Origin of the sequence: Streptomyces ruber, assembly GCF_014648075.1 — a bacterium.
GTDB classification, from domain to species: domain Bacteria; phylum Actinomycetota; class Actinomycetes; order Streptomycetales; family Streptomycetaceae; genus Streptomyces; species Streptomyces ruber.
Genome location: NZ_BMQK01000001.1, coordinates 310,327 through 331,930 on the forward strand (window position 1 = coordinate 310,327; position 21,604 = coordinate 331,930).

Here is a 21,604-nt window from a genome sequence, read left to right on the forward strand (position 1 = left end):
ATTGCTCAGCCACATCGGCAGCCTAAGCGGTGCCGGTGTCGTGCTCACTCGCCGCGTCGGCCTCCCTCTCGTACCGCCGGTAACTTCCTTTGCCGCGACCCCTACCCATGAGTACGGAGCTGCTCTACCCTCCTCATTGCGCCAGTGTTCACTGGCGCGGTTGTGGGGCGGTGCGAGAGCGAGGAGGCGTCGGGATGGCCGAGCGGGAACACGTACGGGTCGCCGTCATCGGGTCCGGGTTCGGCGGGCTGGGGGCCGCCGTGCGGCTGCGGCGCGAGGGTGTCACCGACTTCGTCGTCCTGGAGAGAGCCGATTCCGTCGGCGGTACCTGGCGGGACAACAGCTATCCCGGGTGCGCGTGCGACGTGCCCTCCCACCTGTACTCGTTCTCGTTCGCGCCCAACCCGGACTGGCCGCGCACCTTCTCCGGGCAGGAGCACATCCGCGCGTACCTGGAGCACGTGGCGGACGTGTTCCACCTGCGGCCGCACATCCGGTTCGACTCCGAGGTGCGGCTGATGACCTGGGACGGCGGGCGGCTGTGCTGGGACATCGAGACGAGCTCGGGGCGGCTGTCCGCCGATGTCGTCGTCTCCGCGACCGGGCCGTTGTCCGATCCGAGGATTCCCGAGATCCCGGGGCTGGAGTCGTTCCCGGGCAGGGTCTTCCACTCGGCCCGCTGGGACCACGACTACGACCTGCGCGGCAAGCGGGTCGCCGTGGTCGGCACGGGCGCGTCCGCCATCCAGATCGTGCCGGAGATCCAGCCCGAGGTCGGCCGGCTGACCCTGTTCCAGCGCACGCCGCCCTGGGTGATGCCCCGGGTCGACCGGGCCATCAGCGGCCTTGAGCGACGGCTGCACCGGCAGGTGCCGCTCACGGCGAAGGCCCGGCGCGGACTGCTGTGGGGGATACGGGAGTTGCAGGTGCAGGCGTTCACCAGGCACCCCCAGGAGCTGGGGCTGGTGGAGAAGCTGGCGACGCGGAACATGGCCCGTGCCGTCAAGGACCCGGCCCTGCGCGCGAAGCTCACGCCCGCCTACCGCATCGGCTGCAAGCGCATCCTGCTGTCGAACACGTACTACCCGGCTCTCGCCCGGCCCAATGTGGACGTCGTGGCCTCCGGGCTCGCCCGCGTCGAGGGGGCGACCGCGGTCGCCGCCGACGGGACGCGGGCCGAGGTGGACGCGATCGTCTTCGGCACCGGGTTCCACGTCACCGACTTCCCCATCGCCGAGCGGGTGGTGGGCGCGGCCGGGCACACCCTCGCCCAGGCATGGAAGGACGGGATGGAGGCGCTGCGCGGGGCGACCGCCGCCGGGTTCCCGAACTGGATGTCGATCATCGGGCCCAACACGGGGCTCGGGAACTCCAGCATGATCCTGATGATCGAGTCCCAGCTCAACTACATGGCCGACTACCTGCGGCAGCTGGACGGGCTGGGCGGGCGCGCGGCCCTCGACGCCCGCCCCGGAGCGGTCGCGGGCTGGAACCGCATGGTGCAGGAGCGCATGAAGCGCACCGTGTGGAGCACCGGCGGCTGCACGAGCTGGTACCTGGACGCCAATGGCCGCAACACGACCGTCTGGCCCGGCACGACGGCGCAGTTCCGCAGCGCGACGCGCCGGGTTGACCTCGCCGAGTACGAGGTGCTGCGGACGCCCGGTACCACGGCACCGGCGACGGCCGCGGAGCCCACGGAGACCACGGAGACCACGGAGACCACGGAGACCACGAAGACCACGAAGACCACGGAGACCACGAAGGTGGAGGCCGGAGCATGACCCGAGCGACGCAGGTGGGGAGCGGCCCGTACGCCCCGCCCGTTCCCGTGCGCACACTGACCGCCCGGTCCGCCGACGGCGCCCGGCTGCACGTGGAGGTGCACGGCCCCGAGGACGCGCCCGCCGTCGTCCTCGCCCACGGCTGGACCTGCTCGACGGCCTTCTGGGCGGCCCAGATACGGGCGCTGGCCGCCGACCACCGGGTCGTCGCCTACGACCAGCGCGGCCACGGGCGCACCCCGGCCGCGGCCACGTGCAGCACCGACGTCCTCGCCGACGACCTGGAGGCGGTGCTGGAGGAGACGCTCGCGCCCGGGGAGAAGGCCGTGGTCGTCGGGCACTCCATGGGCGGCATGACCGTGATGGCCGCGTCCGAGCGGCCCGCCTTCCGCGCGCACGCTGCGGCCGTCCTGCTGTGCAGCACGGGCAGTTCCAGGCTGGTCGCCGAGTCGCTGGTGCTGCCGCTGCGCGCGGGCGGGCTGCGCACCTGGATCACCCGCCGGCTGCTCGGCGCGCGGCTGCCGCTCGGGCCGGTCACGCCCGTCGCGATGCGCCTCCTCAAGTACGCGACGATGGGCGCCGGTTCGTCGCCGGTGATGGTCGAGGCGTGCGCGCGCATCGTGCACGCGTGCCCGACCACGGTCCGCTGCACCTGGGCGGAGGTGCTCGACCTGCTCGACCTCGACACCGCCGTACGGGAGTTGCGGGTGCCCACGGCCGTCGTCGTCGGCACGGCGGACCGGATGACCCCGCCCGTGCACGCGCGGACGCTGGCCGCGGCGCTGCCGGAGTGCACGGGCGTCACCGAGCTGCCGGGCGTCGGGCACATGACGCCGGTCGAGGCGCCGGAGCTGGTCACCGCCCGCATACGGGAGCTCGTCGGCGCGTATCTGTCAGGAGATCGGGAGCGGTCGGTGGATACGGCGGATGCGGCGGGTACGGCGGAGACGGCAGGGCATGCGAGTTCGGTGAGCGAGGGGACGGGCGCGTGAGGCGGAACGTACTGAACGGCAAGGTCGCGGTGGTCACGGGCGCCGCGCGGGGCGTCGGTGAGCTCATAGCCCGGCGGCTCTCCGCGCGGGGGGTGCGGCTCGCGCTCGTGGGCCTGGAGCCGCAGATGCTCAAGGAGGTCTCGGCGCGGCTGCCCGGGGAGAGCGGGCACTGGCACGCCGACGTCACCGACCACGAGGCCATGGCGCGGGTCGCGGAGGAGGTGGGGGAGCGCTTCGGCCGGGTCGACATCGTGGTCGCCAACGCCGGTGTCGCGAACGGCGGGCCGTTCGCCGTGTCCGACCCGGAGGCGTGGCGGCGGGTGATCGAGGTGAACCTGATCGGATCGGCGGTCACGGCACGGGCGTTCCTGCCGGCGCTGACCGAGAGCCGCGGGTACCTGCTCCAGATCGCCTCGCTCGCGTCGATCGTCCCGGCGCCCATGATGACCGCGTACTGCGCCTCCAAGTCGGGCGTCGAGGCCTTCGCGCACAGCCTGCGCGGCGAGGTCGGCCACAAGGGCGTGGGCGTCGGGATCGGGTACCTGTCGTGGACCGACACCGACATGGTGCGCGGGGCCGACCAGGACGGCGTGATGCGGGAGTTGCGGCAGCGGCTGCCCTGGCCGACGAACCGGACGTATCCGCTGGGTCCGGCCGTGGACCGGCTCGTCGCGGGCATCGAGCGGCGGTCGGTGCATGTGTACGGGCAGTGGTGGCTGCGCGGGATGCAGGGTGTCCGCGGCCAGCTGCCCGCGGTCGTCGGGGCGGTGGGCCGGCGGGAGATGCGCAGATTCGAGCCGCGGTTCGCCGGCGTGCGGACGGGGCTCGTCGGAGCCGGCGGTGCCGCCGACGAACAGGAGCGGACAGGAGCGCGGCACGGTGGGTGACCGACCGTAACTGATCGAAATGCGTGGGATGTCCGGTCATGTCAGTCTGGTCGAGGCCCAATCCCCTCACCCAACACAGGAGTGAACACCATGGGCGTGAAGGACCAGTTCCAGGACAAGGCCGAGCAGCTGAAGCAGCAGGCGAAGAACCGGCTCGGCCAGGGGTACGACGAGGCGGGCGAGCAGTACCGGCCGGCCGACGAGCGCTACCGGAAGCCCGGCGAACGGGACCGGCAGCAGGGCCGGTACGCCGCACAGGGCGAGTACCCCCCGAAGTCGAAGGGTGAGTACGGCCCGAAGGGCAAGTACGCCGCGCAGGACACGGAGCGCGCGGCGCGGGACCGGCGGGAGCGCGTCGACGACGAGTACGAGGTCTGACGCCGCCTGGACGTGAGCGAGGCCGAAGGGGTGTCTCCGGTGCGGGGGCGCCCCTTCTCCGTGAGCCGTGAGGTTTCCTCGGTGCGTTGGGGCGTGAGGTCACTTCCGCGGCGGCAGCACCGGCCGGCTGCGGTCAGGTACGCCGCCGACGCCGCCGAGGTCCGGCGGGTGCACCACCGGATGCCTGCCGAGCAGGTCCAGGGCGAGCCGCACCGCGTCGGCCAGCTGGGCGTGCCGCCCCTCGGCCCAGTCCACCGGGGTGCGGACGACCTCCAGGTCGGGGGCCACGCCGTGGTTCTCCACGGACCAGCCGTACTCCTCGAACCAGGCGGCGTTCATCGGCACCGTGATGACGGTGCCGTCGCCGAGGCGGTGCCGCCCGGTCATGCCGACGACCCCGCCCCAGGTGCGCTGGCCGACGACGGGACCGAGCCCCAGCAGCTTGAACGCAGCGGTGATCATGTCACCGTCCGAGGACGTCGCCTCGTCCGCGAGGGCGACGACCGGGCCGCGCGGGGCGTTCGAGGCGTACGACACGGGCTGGGCGTCGCGCGTCAGGTCCCAGCCGATGATCCTGCGCGTGAGCGTCTCCACGACCAGTTCGCTGATGTGCCCTCCCGCGTTGCCCCGCACGTCCACGATCAGCGCGGGCCGGGAGACCTCCATGCGCAGGTCGCGGTTGAACTGGGCCCAGCCGGAGCCGCCCATGTCCGGGATGTGCAGATAGCCGCAGCGGCCGTCGCTCAGCTCCCGCACCACGGCGCGGCGTTTGACCACCCAGTCCTGATACCGCAGCGGCATCTCGTCGACGAGCGGAACGACGGCCACACGCCGGGGCCGCGCCTCGCGCTCCGGGCCGGTGGGTGACGCCTCCCGCTCGGGGCTTGTGGACGGGGCCTCGGGCTCCGAGCTCGCGGGGGAGCTCTCCCGTTCCGGGCCGGTGGCTGGGAGCTCGTGCTCGGGGGCGGTGGTTGTCGCCTCCCGTTCCGGGGAGGTGGTTGCGGCCTCCCGTTGCGGGGCGGTGGTTGCGGCCTTCTCTTCCGAGTTCGCGGGGGAGCTGTCCCGTTCCGGGCCGGTGGCTGGGAGCTCGTGCTCGGGGGCGGTGGTTGTCGCCTCCCGTTCCGGGGCGGTGGATGACACCCCCCGCTCCGGGCCGGCGGGCTGGACGAACGTCAGCTCCACCGTCGTGGCCCCCGCCCCCGCCAGCAGCGGGTACGGGCCCGCCACCGGGTCCACCGGCCGCCCGTCCACGTGCGTGAGCACCGCGCCCTCGCGGATGCCGGAGCCCGCCAGCGGTGACCGCGCGCGGGAGTCGGACGAGTCGCCGGGCAGGATCCGCGACACCGGCCACCGCCCCTCCCGGCACACGAAATCAGCGCCCAGCAGTCCCTGCCGGCGCTGGTAGTGCGGCGGTCCCTCGTTGCGGCGGGCGGGCGCGACGTACGCGTGGGAGGTGCCCAGCTCGCCGAGCAGCTCGCGCAGCAGGTCCGCGAACTCGTCCGGGGTGGCGACCCGTTCGACCAGCGGCCGGTACTGCGCCAGCATCGCGTCCCAGTCGACGCCGCTGAGGCCGGGGTCCCAGAAGTAGGCGCGGACGATCCGGCCCGCCTCCGCGTAGGCCTGCCGCCACTCCGCCGCCGGATCGGCCTCGTGCAGGATGCGCCGCAGGTCGATCCAGGTGGTCGAGTCGCCGTCGCCCGGCTCCGTGGCGGGCACCGCGCGCAGGTCGCCCTCGTCCACGACCACCAGCCGCGTACCGTCCCCGCTGACGGCGAACCCGTCGAGGCCGCTCACGAGTTCGGACCGCTTGGCCTTGGGGATGTCGAAGTGCTCCAGCGTCGGCCGCCCGGTCGTGTCGTCCGGGCTGGCGAACGTCTCGCCCAGCGCCCCGGAGATCGGCCAGCGCAGCCAGACCAGGCCGCCGCCCGCGACCGGGTGCAGCGACGAGTACTTGGACGCCGTGACCGGGAAGGGCGTCACCCGGCTCGCCAGCCCCTCGACCTCGACGACCGCCGCGCCGTCACCCGTGTCCTCCGCCGGGTCGAGCCCGCCGGCCGCCGGGCGCCCCTCCGGGTTCAGCGCGAACGGCGACGGGGTCGCCGACGACAGGGGCACCAGGTACGGGCGGCAGCCCAGCGGGAAGGACAGGTCCCCGGTGTGCACGTCGTACACCGGGTCGAAGCCGCGCCAGGACAGGAAGGCGAGGTAGCGGCCGTCGCGGGTGAACACCGGGCTCTCGTCCTCGAAACGGCCGTCGGTGACGTCGACGATCGTACGGTCCTCGATCCGGGCGATCCTGATCTGCCGCAGGGACCGCCCGATCCCCGGATGCGTCCAGGCCAGCCAGGCCCCGTCCGGGGAGAAGGCGAGGTCGCGCACCGGCCCGTTGACGGACCGGACGAGCTCCGTGACGGCACCACGGTCCGCCGCCTCCGCTGCTGCCTCCGCCGGGTCCTCCTTCGTGTCGAGGAGCAGGAGCCGTCCGTCGTGGGAGGCGATCGCGAGGCGGTCGCCGCTCGGGTCGGACACCATCGCCCGTACGCGTCCCAGCCGCCCGGCCGCGAGCCGGCGCGGTGCGGGGGTGCCGGCGGCCCGCGGCAGGTGGGCGATCTCGACCGCGTCCTCGCCCGCCGCGTCGGTCACGTACGCCACCCGGCCGCCCGGCCCGAGCATCTCGGGCCGCCGTACCCGTACGCCGGGAGTGTCGGCGATGGTGCGCGCGGGGCCGTCGCGGTGCGTCAGCCAGTACAGGCTGCCGCGCACGACGACCGCCGCGGCCCGGCCGGTCTCGTCGACCGAGAGGCCGCCGACGTGCTGCCCGGCCGGCACCTGGTGGACCCGGCGCCCCGCGCGCGGTCCGCACAGCCGCACGTCCAGGCGACGCGGCACGGAGTCGGGGGTCAGCTCGTCGACGAGCCACAGATCGCCCGCGCACTGGTACACCACCCGGCGGCCGTCGGACGCGGCGTGCCGGGCGTAGAAGGTGTCGTGGTCGGTGTGGCGGCGCAGGTCGGAACCGTCGTACGCGCAGGAGTAGAGGTTGCCGATGCCCTCGTGGTCGGAGAGGAAGGCGATACGGCCGGCGATGAACATCGGCGACTGCAGATGGCCTCCGAGGCCGGCGAGCAGTCGCTGTCCGTGCAGCCAGAGCCGGCCCGTCGCGCCGCCCCGGTAGCGCTTCCAGGCGGCGGGTTCGTGCGGCGGGGTGCCGGTGAGCAGCAGCGTTCTGTGTCCGCCGCCCTGCTCACCGCCCTGCTCGCCGTCCTGCTCGCCGTCCTGCTCGCCGTCCGGGATGTCGGCGCACTGGATGTCGGAGACCGGTCCCCAGGGCAGCCGGGCGCCGGGACCGCCGTCCAGGGGGACCTTGTAGGCCCAGGTGAAGTAGGAGAAGGGCTGGCCGTGGGAGGCGACGGCGAGGATGTCGCCCTCGGGGGTCCAGCCGCAGACCCGGGTGTCGGAGCTGCCCCAGTGGGTCAGCCGCCTGGTGGGGCCGCCGGCGACCGGCACGAGGTGGATCTCGGGATCCAGGCTGCGCCAGCTCGTGTACGCGATGTGCCGCCCGTCGGGCGAGAAGCGCGGATGCCCGGCCTTCGTACGGTCGACCGTGAGCCGCCAGGAACGGTTCGGCACATCGAGATCGGCCACCCAGAGATCGTCCTCGGCCACGAAGCAGAGACGGCCGCCGTTGATGTGGGGGAAGCGGAGGTAGCCGGGGGAGTGCGGGGCTGCGGCCGTTCCCGTCGCAGCGGTGACGGCCGGGGCCGGTCCGCCCGCCGCGGCGGCACCCACGGCGGCGGCGCCCGCGGCGGCGGCGCCCGCGGCCGCCTCGCCCGCGGCCGACGACGCAGCCGCCCCGCGCGCAGCGGGTCCCTCGTACTCGTCGCTCACCCACCCATGCTTCGTCGCCCTCGGGGCACCGGCAACTCGTGGCGATCCGGTTGGCGACGGGAAGCGCGTCGTGCTCTGTGACTCGGGCTCTGTGACCCAGCACACGTACGAAACGGTTTCGTTTCGCTCGGTACCGGGTTATCTTCTCAGGAGTACGAAACAGTTTCGTTCAGGGCTGGGTCGTCGGCCTGCCGGCCGATAGCCTGTCGCCCTGGACGAGGGGCAGGAGTGGTGAGTGTGGTGACCGGGACGACCGCAACGACGCGACGCAGCCGCATCACGCCGGAGCGCGAGGCCGAGCTGTACTCGGCCGTGCTCGACCTGCTCCGTGAGGTCGGCTACGACGCCCTGACCATGGACGCCGTGGCGGCCCGCACCCGGTCCAGCAAGGCCACCCTCTACCGCCAGTGGGGCGGCAAGGCCGAGCTGGTGGTGAAGGCGATCCGGTACATCAAGCCCGGCTGCGCCGCCGACGTGGACACCGGCTCCCTGCGGGGCGACCTGCTCGCCCTGGTGGGACGTGAGGACGACGACGTCATGGAGCAGAACTCCGCGCTGCTGCGGGGCCTGGCCATGGCGATCCACACGAACCCGGATCTCCTCCAGGCGCTGCGGGAACTGCTCGTCGAACCGGAGATGAGCGAGTTCCACCGGGTGATCCGGCGCGCCGTCGACCGGGGGGAAGTCCGTGCGGACAACCCGGCGCTCGAGTACATGCTGCACATGGTGCTCGGTGCCTTCGCGACCCGGGCGCTGCTCGAACAACGGCCGCCCACGCGGGCCTTCCTGACTTCGTACGTCGACGCCGTGGTCCTCCCCGCCCTCGGCGTGCCGGCCGACCGGTAGGGCGCACGCCCACCGGAGGCCTGTCCCGTCCCAGCGAGTGATCACCCGCAGCTGGTCCCCCACGGCTGCTTGCTCACAGCCGGTCGGCCACAGCCGATCGCCCACAGCCGATCGCCCACAGCCGGTCACCCGCGACTGATCCCCTGACGCGACCGCTCTCGTCGTCGGGCCGGTCCCCCCTGCCCCAGCCCGGGCCACGGATGGACCTCCCCTGCCCGCATGCCCAACCACGACCTGAACGGAAGTACGCCTCCGTGGCCACGTTCCTCTACAAACTGGGCCGGTTCGCCTTCAGGCGACGGCACTTCGTCGCCCTGTTCTGGGTGGCCCTGCTGGCCCTCGCCGGTGTCGGGGCGGTCAGTGCCCCCGCCGCGGGCCCCACCACGTTCTCCATTCCGGGCACCGAGGCCCAGAAGACCTTCGACCTGCTGGAGGAACGTTTCCCCGGCGCCAGTGCCGACGGAGCGACCGCACGGGTGGTCTTCCAGGCCCCGGGCGGCGAGAAGATGACGGACGCCGGCCACAGGGCGACCGTCGAGGAGACGGTGAGGGAACTCGGCACCGGCTCCGAGGTCTCCTCCGTCACCGACCCGTACGTGACCGGGTCCCTCAGCCAGGACGGGACGATCGCGTACGCGCAGGTGTCGTACGACGTCTCCGGCATGGAACTCGAGGAGTCCTCCAAGGACGCCCTGGAGAAGGCCGCCGGCGACGCGCGGGGGGCCGGACTGACCGTCGAGATCGGCGGTGACGCGCTCGCCGCCGTCCCGCACACGGGCACCGCCGAGATCATCGGCATCGCCATCGCCGCGGTCGTCCTCGTCATCACCCTGGGCTCGCTGGTCGCGGCCGGGCTCCCGCTGCTGACCGCGATCATCGGCGTGGGCATCGGCGTGGGCAGCATCACCGCCCTCGCCAGCACCCTCGAACTGGACTCCACCACCCCCATCCTCGCCTCGATGATCGGCCTCGCCGTCGGCATCGACTACGCCCTGTTCATCGTCTCCCGCTACCGGGCCGAGCTGGCCGAGGGCCGTGACCGCGAGCAGGCGGCCGGGCGGGCCGTCGGCACCGCCGGTTCCGCGGTGGTCTTCGCCGGGCTGACCGTCGTCATCGCGCTGGTGGGCCTGGCCGTCGTCAACATCCCGCTGCTGACCAAGATGGGTGTGGCCGCCGCGGGCACGGTCGTCGTCGCGGTCCTGGTGGCCCTGTCCCTCATCCCGGCGCTGCTCGGCTACGCGGGCCGCAGGATCAAGCCCGCGGGCGCGAAGGGCGCGAAGGGCGCGAAGGGCGCGAAGGGCGCGAAGGGCGCGAAGGGCGAGGCGCGGGCGAACGGGGCCGGCGAACGGGAGCAGGCCGCCAAGCCCAACATGGGCACCCGCTGGGCCCGCTTCGTCGTCCGCCGCCCGGTCGCCGTCCTGCTGCTCGGCGTGGTGGGCCTCGGGGTGGCCGCCGTTCCGGCGACCCAGCTCGAACTGGGCCTGCCGGACGACGGCGCGCAGCCGACCTCCACCACCCAGCGCCGCGCCTACGACCTGCTCTCGGAGGGCTTCGGGCCCGGCCTCAACGGACCGCTGATGGTCGTGGTCGACGCCGAGCGGAGTGACGACCGGCAGAGCGCCGTCGGCACCGTCACCGAGCGGATCAAGGGCCTCGCGGACGTGGCCGTGGTGAACCAGGCCACCTTCAACGAGGCCGGTGACACCGCCATGATCACCGTCATCCCGGCCTCCAAGCCGTCCTCGACCGGGACCGAGGACCTGGTGCACGCCATCCGCGACACGGGCGCCGGCATCCGGACGGACACGGGCGCGGAGGTGCTCGTCACCGGTTCGACGGCGATGAACATCGACGTCAGCGAGAAGCTCAACGACGCGCTGCTCCCGTACCTGGCCCTGGTGGTCGGCCTCGCCTTCCTCCTGCTGATCCTCGTCTTCCGCTCGATCCTGGTCCCGCTCAAGGCGGCCCTGGGCTTCCTGCTGTCGGTGCTCGCGGCCCTGGGCGCGGTCGTCGCGATCTTCCAGTGGGGCTGGCTCTCCGGCCTGATGGGCGTCGAGCAGACCGGCCCGGTCATGTCGATGATGCCGATCTTCATGGTCGGTGTGGTCTTCGGCCTGGCGATGGACTACGAGGTCTTCCTCGTCACCCGGATGCGGGAGGCGTACGTCCACGGGGAGGGCCCGACCGAGGCGGTGGTGACCGGCTTCCGGCACGGCGCCCGCGTGGTCACGGCCGCGGCGGTCATCATGATGGCGGTCTTCGCGGGCTTCATCGGCTCCAGCGAGCAGATGGTCAAGATGATCGGCTTCGGCCTCGCGGTCGCCGTCTTCTTCGACGCCTTCGTCGTCCGTATGGCCATCGTCCCGGCGGTGCTCGCCCTGCTGGGCAGGAGCGCCTGGTGGCTGCCCAAGTGGCTGGACAGGGCCCTGCCCGACGTGGACGTCGAGGGCGAGAAGCTGCAGCAGCACCTCGCCGACGACGGAGGACGCGGCGACGACGGCCGCAAGGCACTGGTCAACGCCTGACGGCCCGGCTCCGCACGGCCCCTCACGGCACCCGCGCCGTGGGGGGCCGTGTCACTGCGTGGTCACCGCAACCCCGGCCGCCGCGTACGTCCGGCGGAGGAAGCGGTGGACGGCCTTCGAGTCGAACTGCAGCACCTGCGCGCCCGCCGCCGAGTGGAACTCGATCACCGCCGTCACCCGGCCGCAGGGCCAGACCCGGACGGCACCCGCGCCCGCGGGGGCGCACAGGCCGCGCTCGACGACGTCGCGGGAGACCGTCCAGTCCTCCGGCCCGTGCGGTCCGGGCAGGGTGACGAGGACCGCCCCGGGGTCGGCCTCCGCGTCGTAGCGGAGCAGCACCGGGACGATGTCGCGGTCCTCCGGGGAGTCGGTGACGATGTGGGCTCGCGCGTACTGTTCGACGACGGACATCGGACAGCTCCTTACGATGCCGGCGATGCCGATGCGTGCCACCAGCGGGGGCTTCGCATCCGCTGTCCGTCCAATGTCGCACACATCCCGCGGCTCGGCCCCCGGGGACGCCGCCGGACCTGCCGGAGGCCGCCGCGCCGGACCTGCCGGAGGCCGCCGCGCCGGACCTGCCGGAGGCCGCCGCTGGACACCGGGCGCCGTTCCGCCCCTTGTCCGCTTCCGCACGCTCTTGCAAGTCATGTGCAAGTGAAAGAAGACTCTTCATCGTGGGATTCCGGTCACCATGAGAGCGAGTCCTCGCCATGCATGTGCCTGACGGATTCATCGACGCCCCCGTCTCGGCCGCCGCCGGAGCCGTGGCCGCGGGCGCCGTCGCGGTGAGCCTGCGCGGTGCGCGGCGGGAGCTCGGCGAGCGGGCGGCGCCCCTCGCGGGCCTGGTCGCCGCCTTCGTCTTCGCCGCGCAGATGCTGAACTTCCCGGTGGCCGCCGGAACCAGCGGCCACCTGCTGGGCGGTGCACTGGCCACGATACTCGTCGGCCCGTACACGGGTGTCCTGTGCGTGACCGTCGTCCTCCTCGTGCAGGGCCTGCTCTTCGCCGACGGCGGCCTCACCGCGCTGGGCGTCAACATCACGAACATGGCCGTGGTGACGACGGTCGTCGCGTACGCCGTCTGCCGCGGACTGGTGCGGGTGCTGCCGCGCACACGGCGCTCGGTCACCGTCTCCGCGTTCGCCGCCGCGCTGCTCTCGGTGCCCGCGGCCGCCGCGGCCTTCACCTGCTTCTACGCGGTCGGCGGCACCACGGACGTGCCCGTCGGCCAGGTCCTCACCGCCATGGTCGGCGTCCACGTCCTCATCGGCGTCGGCGAGGCCGCGATCACCGCGCTCACGGTGGGCGCCGTGCTCGCCGTACGCCCCGACCTGGTGTACGGCGCCCGTGACCTGACCGCCCCGCTGCGCCTCTGCGTGGGCGGCGAACCGGCCGACGCGCCGCCCTCCCCCACTCTCGACCTCGCTCGAGCGGGAGGGGCCCCCACCCCGGCCCTGACCCCCCGCTCCCCCCGCAAGGTGCTCCTCGCCGGTCTCGCCATCTCCCTGCTCCTCGCCGGGGTCGTCAGCTTCTACGCCTCCGCCGCCCCCGACGGCCTGGAGAAGGCCGCCGCCGACGAGGGCATCGAGGCCGGTGCCGGAGAACACGGGGCGGCCGGCTCCCCGCTCGCCGACTACGGCGTACGGGGCATCACGGACGGCCGGCTGTCCGGCGGGCTCGCGGGGGTGATCGGCGTCGGCCTCACGGTGGCCGCCGGCACCGGTGTCCTCTGCACCGTACGGATCGTGCGGACCGTACGCGGGCGGCGCGCCGGCGAGCCGTCGCCCGCCGCCACCGGGTCCCCCGCACCCCGGACACCCCGGGACGTCTGACCGTGGGCGCGGGCCACGCACACATGCTCTACCGGCACGGGAGCTCACCCGTGCACGCCCTTCCGCCGCACACCAAGCTCACGGCCGTCCTCGCCTTCGTCGTCGTGGTGGTCGCCACCCCGCGCACGGCGGTCTGGGCGTTCGCGCTGTACGCGGCGCTGCTCGGCACGGTCGCGTACGCGGCCCGGATCCCGCCCGGCCTCCTGCTGAGGCGACTGGCCGTCGAGGTCCCGTTCGTGGCGTTCGCGCTGCTGCTGCCGTTCGTGGCGCGGGGCGAGCGGACCGACGTACTCGGTCTGCCGCTGAGCGTCGACGGGCTGTGGGGCACCTGGAACGTCCTCGCCAAGGGCACCCTCGGCGTCGCCGCCTCCGTCCTCCTCGCGGCCACCACCGAGCTGCGCGGACTGCTCCTCGGTCTCCAGCGCCTGGGGCTCCCGCCGCTGCTCGTGCAGATCGCGTCCTTCATGATCCGTTACGGCGACGTCGTCACCGACGAGATGCGGCGGATGCGGATCGCCCGGGAGTCGCGCGGCTTCGAGGCGAGGGGGGTACGGCACTGGGGCGTGCTCGCCAGGTCCGCGGGCGCCCTCTTCATCCGCTCCTACGAGCGCGGGGAGCGTGTGCACCTGGCGATGGTGAGCCGTGGGTACGAGGGCACGGTGCCGCTCGTGGACGAGGTGACCGCGTCACGGGCGCAGTGGTCGTACGCGCTCGCCCTCCCGCTCTCGGCCCTCGTCGTCTGCCTGCTGGGGTGGACGCTGTGACACCCGAGACACCCGAGACACCCGAGACACCGAAGACACCCGAAGTGTCCGCCGCCCGGGCGTCCGAGCCCCCGTCCCTCGAGGTCTCCCGACTCGCCTTCGCCTACCCCGACGGCCACCAGGCCCTGTTCGGCGTGGACTTCCGCATCGCGCGCGGCGAGCGGGTCGCGCTGCTCGGCCCGAACGGCGCGGGCAAGACCACGCTCGTCCTCCACCTCAACGGGATCCTCACCGCGGGGGCCGGGACGGTGAAGGTGGCCGGACTCCCGGTCGGCCGCGCACATCTGGCCGAGATCCGCCGCCGGGTCGGCATCGTCTTCCAGGACCCGGACGACCAGCTCTTCATGCCGACCGTACGGGAGGACGTGGCGTTCGGCCCCGCGGCGGCCGGTCTGCGGGGCGCCGCGCTCCAGGACGCGGTGGACCGGGCCCTGGCGGCGGTCGGCATGGCGGAGTACGGGCACCGCCCGCCGCACCACCTCTCCTTCGGCCAGCGCCGCCGGGTCGCCGTCGCGACGGTCCTCGCCACGGAGCCGGAGATCCTCGTCCTGGACGAGCCGTCGTCGAACCTCGACCCCGCCTCGCGCCGCGAGCTGGCGGACGTCATCCGCTCGCTGGACGTGACGGTCCTCATGGTCACGCACGACCTGCCGTACGCCCTGGAACTGTGCCCCCGCGCGATGGTCCTCGGCGACGGCGTGATCGCGGCGGACGGCAGGACGGGCGACCTGCTCGCGGACGAGGACCTGCTGCGCACCCATCGCCTGGAGCTCCCGTACGGCTACCGGCTCACCCCGCGGAATCGCCGAGGATGAGTGGGCGTTGTACCTACCGGCGCAGGCGCAGGCGCAGGGGAACGGGAACGGGAGTGCGGACGTGAGCGGGGACGCGGGCAGGGGCCTGGACGTGGACGTGGACGTGGACGTGAACGGCACGGTGGCCGAGGGCTTCGAGCCGGTCAGGGACGCGTTCGTACGGAACTTCGCGGAGCTGGGGGAGCGGGGCGCGGCGGTCGCCGTGTACCGCGACGGCCGCAAGGTGGTCGACCTGTGGGGCGGCACCCGGGACGTCGACGGCACGGAGCCCTGGCAGCGGGAGACCGCCCACGTCCTGCACTCGGCGACGAAGGGCGTCGCGTCCGCCGCGGCCCTGATGCTGGCCGAGCGCGGCGGACTGGACCTGGACGCCCCGGTCGGCACGTACTGGCCGGAGTTCAAGGCGCAGGGCAAGGAACGCCTGACGGTCCGGCACGTGCTCGCGCACCGCGGGGGTCTGCCGGTGGTGGACCGCCCGCTGACCGCCGCCGAGGCGTCCGACCCGGACCGCACGGCCGCCGTGGTCGCCGCGCAGGCCCCCCTCTGGGAGCCGGGCACGGACCACGGGTACCACCCGCACACCTACGGCTGGATGCTGAACGAACTCTTCCGCCGCGTGACGGGCGGCCGTGGCACCGGCGAGTGGATCGAGACGGAGATGTCCCGGCCGCTCGGCGGACTGGACCTGTGGGTGGGGCTGCCCCCGGAGCAGGCGCACCGCGTGGGCCGCTCGGGCCCGGTACGGCCCCCGGAGACCCCGGGCACCCTGCGCACCCGCCCCAAGCGGTCGGTCGCCGAGGCCTACGCGAACCCCGGCTCCACGACCTCCCGCGCCTTCGCCGCGATCACTCCGCCCCCCGACGACAACGACCCCGCCTACCGCGCGGCCGCCCACCCGTCCTCCAACGGCATCGCGACGGCGGACGCCCTGGCACGCCTGTACGCGGCCCTGATCGGCGAGGTCGACGGCGTACGCCTGTGGTCCCCGGCCACGACGGCGGCGGCCCGGCGGGAGGAGTCGGCGGGCCCGGACCGCACCCTGGTGGTGAACACCCGCTTCGGCGCCGGCCACATGCTGCACGGCCCGGCGTCCCCGCTCCTCGGCCCGGGCTCCTTCGGTCACCCCGGCCGGGGCGGCCCCCTGGGCTTCGCCGACCCGGACACGGGCATCGCCTTCGGCTACGTCACCAACGGCTTCCGCAGGACGGTGACGGCGGACCCCCGCGCACAGGCGTTGATACGGGGGGTCCGCGCGGCCCTCGCCGCCGACGGACCGGGCGGCGACTAGACCGTGATCGGGTGCGACGCCCGCCCCGACACCTGGTCGATCTCGTCGTGCGCCTTCGTGAGCAGCTTCATCGCCAGCTCGTTCAGCGCCCGCGCGCCCGCGATCTCCTCACCGACCCGTGGCTGGTTGCTGTCGGTCCGGTGACGGCTGGCGTACCCGTGCGCCCGCACCTCGCTCCCGTCGGCGAGCCGCAGGAGCGCCGCCGCCCGGGTGCGCCGGTCGTCCTCGTCGAACTCCACCTCGACGTGCCAGCCCACAACGGTGTGCGACATGACGATCACCTCCTGAACCGTGAACGGCGGCCCATGAACCGTATGCCGTCGCTGTTATCAGCGTGCTCCTCCGGACGGGCCGGCGCACGGCGCGGCCGGCAGCGGACTAGTGGGCGGCGGGCGCCGTACGGGGAGTGGCGGCCAGCCGCAGGCCGATCTCGACGAGGGTCCAGCCGAGGCGGGAACGGAGGCCGCGGGGGCGCCGGGCCGCGGCGGCGAGGCGGTACGCGTCGGCCTCGGTGCGGAGCTCGGCGGCGCGGGTGTGGTGCAGGGGTAAGTGGGTCTCGGGATGCATCGGGCGGCCTCTCAGTCCGTGTGGGTGGGCAGGACGTGCGTGTGGATGCGCACCTGCTCGGCGTCGGGGGTGTCGGCGTCGGGGGCCAGCGCCCGGTAACCGCTGATGAGGTCGTGCATCTTCTGCACGAGTTCGGAGGCGAGCGCGGGCGTCAGGTTCAGCCTCCAGTCGCTCAGGTCCGAGGCGTCGTTCCACTCCTCGGACCACTCGTGGCGGGTGCCGAGCCAGGTGGCCAGCTCCTGGGTGTGGGTGTTGGCCACCTCGTGCAGGTACAGGGCGGCGGCTCCGCGCACTTCGGGACTGCTGTCCCTGACGATCGCGTTGTCGAGCTGCACACCCTGGGCCACCGCCTGCCACCAGCGCTCCCGCCCCTTGCCGTGCTCCGGCGCGTCCTCGACGAACCCGTGCGCGGCGAGCTGGCGCAGGTGGTAGCTGGTGGCGCCGCTCGACTCGCCCAGCTTCGCGGCCAGCTGGGACGCCGTGGCCGGTCCGTTGAGCCGCAGCGTGTACAGCAGACGCATGCGCAGCGGGTGCGCCAGCCCGCGCAGCGAGCGGGCGTCGAGGGTGCGGACGGGCCAGTCCCGGGGCTCGGTCATGCGTACCAAGGTAGCTATGCAAAGAAACCGTTGCAACGGATTTTTTGCAACGAGTTCTTTGCGTGCTCGCACCCGGGCGGTGCTGCTGCCCGAGCGGGCTGTGCTAGGCTGTACGAGTTGCAGTTGTGGTACCCATGAACCTGTGTGCGCCTGACGGAAATGTTTCTCCCGCAGGCGCATTATTTGTTTTCCGGCATCTCCGGATGGGGCCTCTGCCTACACGAAGAGGAGCAGGTCATGGCACAGGGAACCGTGAAGTGGTTCAACTCCGAGAAGGGGTTCGGTTTCATTCAGCAGGACGGCGGCGGCCCCGACGTCTTCGCTCACTACTCGAACATTGCGACCCAGGGCTTCCGTGAGCTCCAGGAGGGCCAGCGGGTCTCCTTCGACGTCACGCAGGGCCAGAAGGGTCCGCAGGCGGAGAACATCGTCCCCGCCTGATCACCGGACGCGTATCCGCTTGCCGGGGTCCGCACCGTCATGGTGCGGACCCCGGTTTGTGCTGTTCTCAGGAAGGCAGACCACCGCATGCCCCGCAGGCCCCAGAAGCCGACCCGGCGCGCCTCGTCAGCATCACGGCCCACGTCGCCGCCGAGGGAGTTCCGGCTGCCGGAAAGCACGACTCCCGCACTCCCCGCCGTCGAGGACTTCTCCGGTCTGGACATGCCCGAGGGGCTGCTGAAGACCCTCACCGCGCAAGGCGTGACCACCCCGTTCCCCATCCAGGCGGCCACGCTGCCCAACTCGATCGCCGGCCGCGACGTACTGGCGCGGGGACGCACCGGCTCCGGCAAGACCCTCGCGTTCGGGCTGGCGCTGCTGGCCCGTACGGCCGGACTGCGCGCGGAGCCCGGAGCGCCCCTCGCCCTGGTGCTGGTGCCCACCCGCGAACTCGCCCAGCAGGTGACGGACGCGCTGAGCCCCTACGCGACGGCGGTGAACCTCCGCATGGCCACCGTGGTGGGCGGGCTGTCCATCACCAAGCAGGCCGCTGCGCTGCGGCGTGGCGCCGAGGTGGTCGTGGCGAGCCCCGGCAGGCTCAACGACCTCGTGGAACGTGGTGACTGCGTGCTCGGCGACGTACGCATCACGGTGCTGGACGAGGCCGACCAGATGACCGACATGGGCTTCCTGCCGCAGATCACCAAGCTGATCCAGCAGGTACGGCCCGACGGGCAGCGCATGCTCTTCTCGGCCACCCTGGACAGCAACGTCGACCGTCTGGTGCAGCGGTTCCTGACCGACCCCGTGGTGCACTCCGTGGACCCGTCCGCGGGCGCGGTGACCACCATGGAGCACCACGTGCTCCACGTCCAGGACGAGACCGACAAGAAGGCCGTCACCACGCGCATCGCGGCGCGTGACGGCCGGGTCATCCTCTTCCTCGACACCAAGAGGTCCGCCGACCGGCTCGCCAAGCGGCTGCTCGCCGTCGGTGTCCGGGCCGCGGCCCTGCACGGGGGCCGCTCCCAGCCACAGCGCAACCGCACCCTGGAACAGTTCAAGAACGGCCAGGTCACCGCGCTGGTCGCGACGAACGTCGCGGCCCGCGGCATACACATCGACGACCTCGACCTCGTCGTGAACGTCGATCCCCCCGGCGACCACAAGGACTACCTCCACCGGGGCGGCCGCACGGCGCGCGCCGGCGGCTCGGGCAGCGTGGTCACGCTGGTCCTGCCCGACCAGAAGCGGGACGTCACCCGGCTGATGTCGGACGCGGGCATCCGCCCCCGGACGGCTCGCGTCACGTCGGGCGACACGGAGCTGGCCACCATCACGGGTGCCCGCGAGCCGTCCGGCGTGCCCGTCACCATCGAGGTCCCGCAGCCCGCGGTACCGGCGGCGGACCGGAAGACCGGCACCGAGCCGGGCAGGCGGTCCGGCCGCCGCCGCAGGGGCGCGGCCGCGCCCGGCGCCGCCTCGGCGGCCGGTGGCCGGGGCTCCGGTCGTGGGGCCGCGGGGGCCGCCGCTGCTCCGGCGGCCAATGGACGCGGGTCCGGCCGCCGGACGGCGACCGGCGCTGCCGGTGGCCGGGATTCCGGTCATTCCGGTCGTGGGGCCGCGGGGTCCGGTGGCGCTTCGGTCACCGGCGGTGGGCGCGGTTCGGGCCGCCGGGCGGAAGCCGGCACGGGCACGGGCGGTGCCGTCGGCGCCGGCGGCCGCAGGTCCGACCGCCGGTCCGGCGCCACGACCGCCGCCGCGACCGGCAAGGCCGTCCGCGGGTCCGGCCGCCGGACGGCGACCGGCGGTGCCGGCGGCGGCACAGCAGGCACCGGCAGCCGCAACCCCGGCGCCCGAGGCAGCCGCCGCAACACCACCACCTAGCCCGACACCGGGCGGCGTCCGGGCCGCCGGTCACTTCGCGCGGGCCCGGAAGCCGGGGACCGTGGTGGCGTGGTCGGGGTGCGGCGGCGGGCTCGTCGTCGCCCGGCCGCCGTTGTGACTCCGCCACGCCGCCGTCGTCGTGACTCCGCCACCCGCGCCGCCCGGTCTCCGCGTCAGGCGGCGTCCGCCCTGGCGGGCATCGCTCGAAGCCGTCCGTCGGCGGCGTGCTCGTACCACCGCGCCGCGGCGACCGCGACGTCCCCGGCACCGCACCGACGGCGCGTGTACGGACGGCGCGAGCGACCGGGAAACGCGAGGCGGCCGGGCCGGGGCGGGCCCCGGCGCGGCCGCCTCGCCGTGCGCTCTCAGCCCCCCGCTCGCAGCAGCGCCGCCACGATCGGCCCCGCCGTCGATCCGCCGTGGCCGCCCTGCTGGACGACGCCGGCCGCGGCCAGGTCGCCCTTCCACGCGGTGAACCAGCCGTTGGGCTTCTCCTGGCCGTCGACCTCCGCGGAGCCCGTCTTGGCGCCGTAGTCGGGGCCGAGGCCCGCCATGGCCTCGGCCGCCGTGCCCGCCGCCGCCGTGTACTGCATGACCTCGCGGAGCTGCGCGTGGGTGGAGGCCGACATCGTGCGGGAGGCCGTGGCGAGGGTGCGGTTGTCCACGGACGGGGCGACCAGGTAGGGCTGCTTGAAGGTGCCCGTCTTCGCGGTGGCCGCCACCGACGCCATGTTCAGCGGGTTCATGCGCACCCCGCCCTGGCCGATCAGCGAGGCGGCCATCGGGGCGTCGCTCTGCACCGGCACGGCGCCGTCGAAGGACGACACGCCGATGGACCAGTTGTCCAGGCCCAGGCCGAAGACCTCCTGGGCCTCCTTGGTCAGGGAGTCGTCGTCCAGCTTCTCGGCCTGGGAGATGAAGGCCGTGTTGCAGGAACGGGAGAAGCTGTCCCGGAACGTGCCCTTCTTGATCTCGAACTTGTCGAGGTTCTGGAACTTCCAGCCGCCGTACGACGAGTACTTCGGGCAGGGATGCTCCTTGTCCACCGAGGCCAGGCCCTTGTCGAAGAGCATCGCAGCGGTCACGACCTTCATCGTGGAGCCCGGGGCGAGGGAGCCCTGGAAGGCCGTGTTGAAGTTCGGGTTGGAGTTGGCCACGGCGAGGATCTCGCCGGTCGACGGGCGCAGCACGACGACCGACGCCCGCTCCTTCGCCGCGACCTGCTCCTCGGCGGCCTTCTGCAGGCTCGGGCTGAGTGTCGTCCGCAGGGTCCCGGGGGTGCCCTCGCTCAGTTCCAGCAGCGTCTTGTCGGGAACCTTGTCGTCGGCCGACTTCTTCGTCCCGGCCGCCCGCGAGGACGCCTCCGGGCCACCCGGGTCGGCCGGATCCGCGGACTCCTCCGGGGATCCCGCGCGGACCACCCGCAGCTCGATCCCCGCCTTGCCCCCGGCCTTGTCGCCGTACTTCTCCCGCAGTCCGTCCAGCACGGTGGCCAGCGACGGGTACGCCTTCGCCGTCAGTTCGCCGCCGTCCCGGTCGAGCGCCTTCACCGGGGGCGTGCCCGCCTCGCCCGTCACCAGCCGGTCGCCCTCGGCGAGGTCGGGGTGGACGACGGACGGCTGCCAGTCGACCACCGGTTCACCGTCGTCGACGGCCCGTACGACCGTCAGCGACGACCGGTAGGACAGCGGCTTGCTGACGTCCTCGTACGACACCGTGCCCGTCACCGAGAAGGGGACCTTGCCGCCGGACGGCGTCCCGGGTGTGAGGGTGACGTCGGTGATCCGCGCGTCCTTCTCGAAGCCGGTCAGCGCGGCCGTCGCGGCCGCCCTGTCGTCCGTCGCGGCCGCCGCCCGTGCCACCGAGCCGTCCTGCCACGCGGTGAGGAAGCCGGACGCGGCCGAGGTGACCTCCTCCGCCGTCAGGGGACCGGTCTCGACGGTCTCGGCGGCGGCCGAGGCCGTCGCGTCCTGCGCCGCATCCCCGCCGAACAGGCTGTACGCGCCGAACGCCCCGCCGCCGACCACGACGGCGATCAGTCCGCCCATGACGACCGGACGGTTCCTGCTCTTCTCCTCGGCGACGCGCCTTCTCTTGCCCACAGCTTTCCG

At 73.4% G+C, this 21,604-nt stretch carries 18 protein-coding genes; 12 read left to right on the forward strand and 6 right to left on the reverse strand.

Going from position 1 to position 21,604, the window contains the following annotated elements:
- Positions 1 to 194 precede the first annotated feature (194 nt).
- The 4 genes from IEZ04_RS01475 (at position 195) to IEZ04_RS01490 (ending at position 4,041) form a co-directional block, all read left to right on the forward strand.
- Positions 195 to 1,784, forward strand: coding sequence for a flavin-containing monooxygenase (locus tag IEZ04_RS01475; protein ID WP_189214750.1), 1,590 nt, complete (start codon positions 195 to 197; stop codon positions 1,782 to 1,784).
- Positions 1,781 to 2,776 (forward strand): alpha/beta fold hydrolase, encoded by a 996-nt coding sequence (locus IEZ04_RS01480; protein WP_189214751.1) that lies wholly within the window; start codon positions 1,781 to 1,783, stop codon positions 2,774 to 2,776. Before IEZ04_RS01475 ends, IEZ04_RS01480 begins: the two co-directional genes overlap by 4 nt.
- Positions 2,773 to 3,663: an SDR family oxidoreductase gene (locus IEZ04_RS01485; RefSeq protein ID WP_189214752.1), complete on the forward strand. Its 891-nt coding sequence runs from the start codon at positions 2,773 to 2,775 to the stop codon at positions 3,661 to 3,663. Before IEZ04_RS01480 ends, IEZ04_RS01485 begins: the two co-directional genes overlap by 4 nt.
- 90 nt (positions 3,664 to 3,753) lie before the next feature.
- The gene (locus tag IEZ04_RS01490; protein ID WP_189214753.1) at positions 3,754 to 4,041 is read left to right on the forward strand and encodes a hypothetical protein; all 288 of its coding nucleotides are present in this window, start codon (positions 3,754 to 3,756) and stop codon (positions 4,039 to 4,041) included.
- Between the two features lie 99 nt (positions 4,042 to 4,140).
- Here the strand turns inward: IEZ04_RS01490 and IEZ04_RS01500 are convergent, their stop codons facing one another.
- Positions 4,141 to 7,731: a S41 family peptidase gene (locus IEZ04_RS01500; protein WP_229820832.1), complete on the reverse strand. Its 3,591-nt coding sequence runs from the start codon at positions 7,729 to 7,731 to the stop codon at positions 4,141 to 4,143.
- Positions 7,732 to 8,169: 438 nt separating this feature from the next.
- Here IEZ04_RS01500 and IEZ04_RS01505 point away from each other — a divergent pair, with 438 nt between their 5' ends.
- Together IEZ04_RS01505 and IEZ04_RS01510 are read left to right on the forward strand one after the other, a co-directional pair.
- A complete protein-coding gene (locus tag IEZ04_RS01505; protein ID WP_189214754.1) occupies positions 8,170 to 8,775 on the forward strand; it encodes a TetR/AcrR family transcriptional regulator in 606 nt (201 codons plus the stop codon).
- Positions 8,776 to 9,029: 254 nt separating this feature from the next.
- Positions 9,030 to 11,300 carry an MMPL family transporter gene (locus IEZ04_RS01510; RefSeq protein ID WP_189214755.1) on the forward strand — a complete coding sequence of 757 codons (2,271 nt, stop codon included), beginning with the start codon at positions 9,030 to 9,032 and terminating at the stop codon, positions 11,298 to 11,300.
- Between the two features lie 51 nt (positions 11,301 to 11,351).
- Here IEZ04_RS01510 and IEZ04_RS01515 read toward each other — a convergent pair whose 3' ends face one another.
- On the reverse strand, positions 11,352 to 11,711 hold the full coding sequence (locus IEZ04_RS01515) for an SsgA family sporulation/cell division regulator (RefSeq protein ID WP_189214756.1): 360 nt from the start codon (positions 11,709 to 11,711) through the stop codon (positions 11,352 to 11,354).
- Between the two features lie 302 nt (positions 11,712 to 12,013).
- On the opposite strand from IEZ04_RS01515, the gene IEZ04_RS01520 reads away from it, so the two are divergent.
- The 4 genes from IEZ04_RS01520 (at position 12,014) to IEZ04_RS01535 (ending at position 16,002) form a co-directional block, all read left to right on the forward strand.
- Complete coding sequence (locus tag IEZ04_RS01520) at positions 12,014 to 13,135, forward strand: energy-coupling factor ABC transporter permease (protein ID WP_189214757.1); 1,122 nt, start codon at positions 12,014 to 12,016, stop codon at positions 13,133 to 13,135.
- A gap of 2 nt (positions 13,136 to 13,137) precedes the next feature.
- The gene (gene cbiQ, locus IEZ04_RS01525) at positions 13,138 to 13,899 is read left to right on the forward strand and encodes a cobalt ECF transporter T component CbiQ (RefSeq protein WP_189214758.1); all 762 of its coding nucleotides are present in this window, start codon (positions 13,138 to 13,140) and stop codon (positions 13,897 to 13,899) included.
- 44 nt (positions 13,900 to 13,943) lie between these two features.
- On the forward strand, positions 13,944 to 14,714 hold the full coding sequence (locus IEZ04_RS01530) for an energy-coupling factor ABC transporter ATP-binding protein (RefSeq protein WP_189215352.1): 771 nt from the start codon (positions 13,944 to 13,946) through the stop codon (positions 14,712 to 14,714).
- Between the two features lie 103 nt (positions 14,715 to 14,817).
- Entirely contained in the window at positions 14,818 to 16,002 is a 1,185-nt protein-coding gene (locus IEZ04_RS01535; RefSeq protein ID WP_189215353.1) for a serine hydrolase domain-containing protein, read from the forward strand.
- Here IEZ04_RS01535 and IEZ04_RS01540 read toward each other — a convergent pair.
- The 3 genes from IEZ04_RS01540 to IEZ04_RS01550 form a co-directional block, all read right to left on the reverse strand.
- Positions 15,999 to 16,274: a DUF1876 domain-containing protein gene (locus IEZ04_RS01540; RefSeq protein WP_189214759.1), complete on the reverse strand. Its 276-nt coding sequence runs from the start codon at positions 16,272 to 16,274 to the stop codon at positions 15,999 to 16,001. The genes IEZ04_RS01535 and IEZ04_RS01540 overlap by 4 nt on opposite strands.
- A 106-nt stretch (positions 16,275 to 16,380) precedes the next feature.
- Positions 16,381 to 16,569, reverse strand: coding sequence for a hypothetical protein (locus IEZ04_RS01545; protein WP_189214760.1), 189 nt, complete (start codon positions 16,567 to 16,569; stop codon positions 16,381 to 16,383).
- 11 nt (positions 16,570 to 16,580) lie between these two features.
- The gene (locus tag IEZ04_RS01550) at positions 16,581 to 17,165 is read right to left on the reverse strand and encodes an ArsR/SmtB family transcription factor (protein ID WP_189214761.1); all 585 of its coding nucleotides are present in this window, start codon (positions 17,163 to 17,165) and stop codon (positions 16,581 to 16,583) included.
- A 237-nt stretch (positions 17,166 to 17,402) separates the two neighbouring features.
- On the opposite strand from IEZ04_RS01550, the gene IEZ04_RS01555 reads away from it, so the two are divergent.
- Positions 17,403 to 17,606 carry a cold-shock protein gene (locus IEZ04_RS01555; RefSeq protein ID WP_030575165.1) on the forward strand — a complete coding sequence of 68 codons (204 nt, stop codon included), beginning with the start codon at positions 17,403 to 17,405 and terminating at the stop codon, positions 17,604 to 17,606.
- Positions 17,607 to 17,693: 87 nt separating this feature from the next.
- On the forward strand, positions 17,694 to 19,493 hold the full coding sequence (locus IEZ04_RS01560; RefSeq protein ID WP_189214762.1) for a DEAD/DEAH box helicase: 1,800 nt from the start codon (positions 17,694 to 17,696) through the stop codon (positions 19,491 to 19,493).
- 365 nt (positions 19,494 to 19,858) lie between these two features.
- On the opposite strand, the gene IEZ04_RS01565 is transcribed toward IEZ04_RS01560, so the two are convergent.
- A complete protein-coding gene (locus IEZ04_RS01565) occupies positions 19,859 to 21,595 on the reverse strand; it encodes a penicillin-binding transpeptidase domain-containing protein (protein ID WP_189214763.1) in 1,737 nt (578 codons plus the stop codon).
- Positions 21,596 to 21,604: the final 9 nt, after the last annotated feature.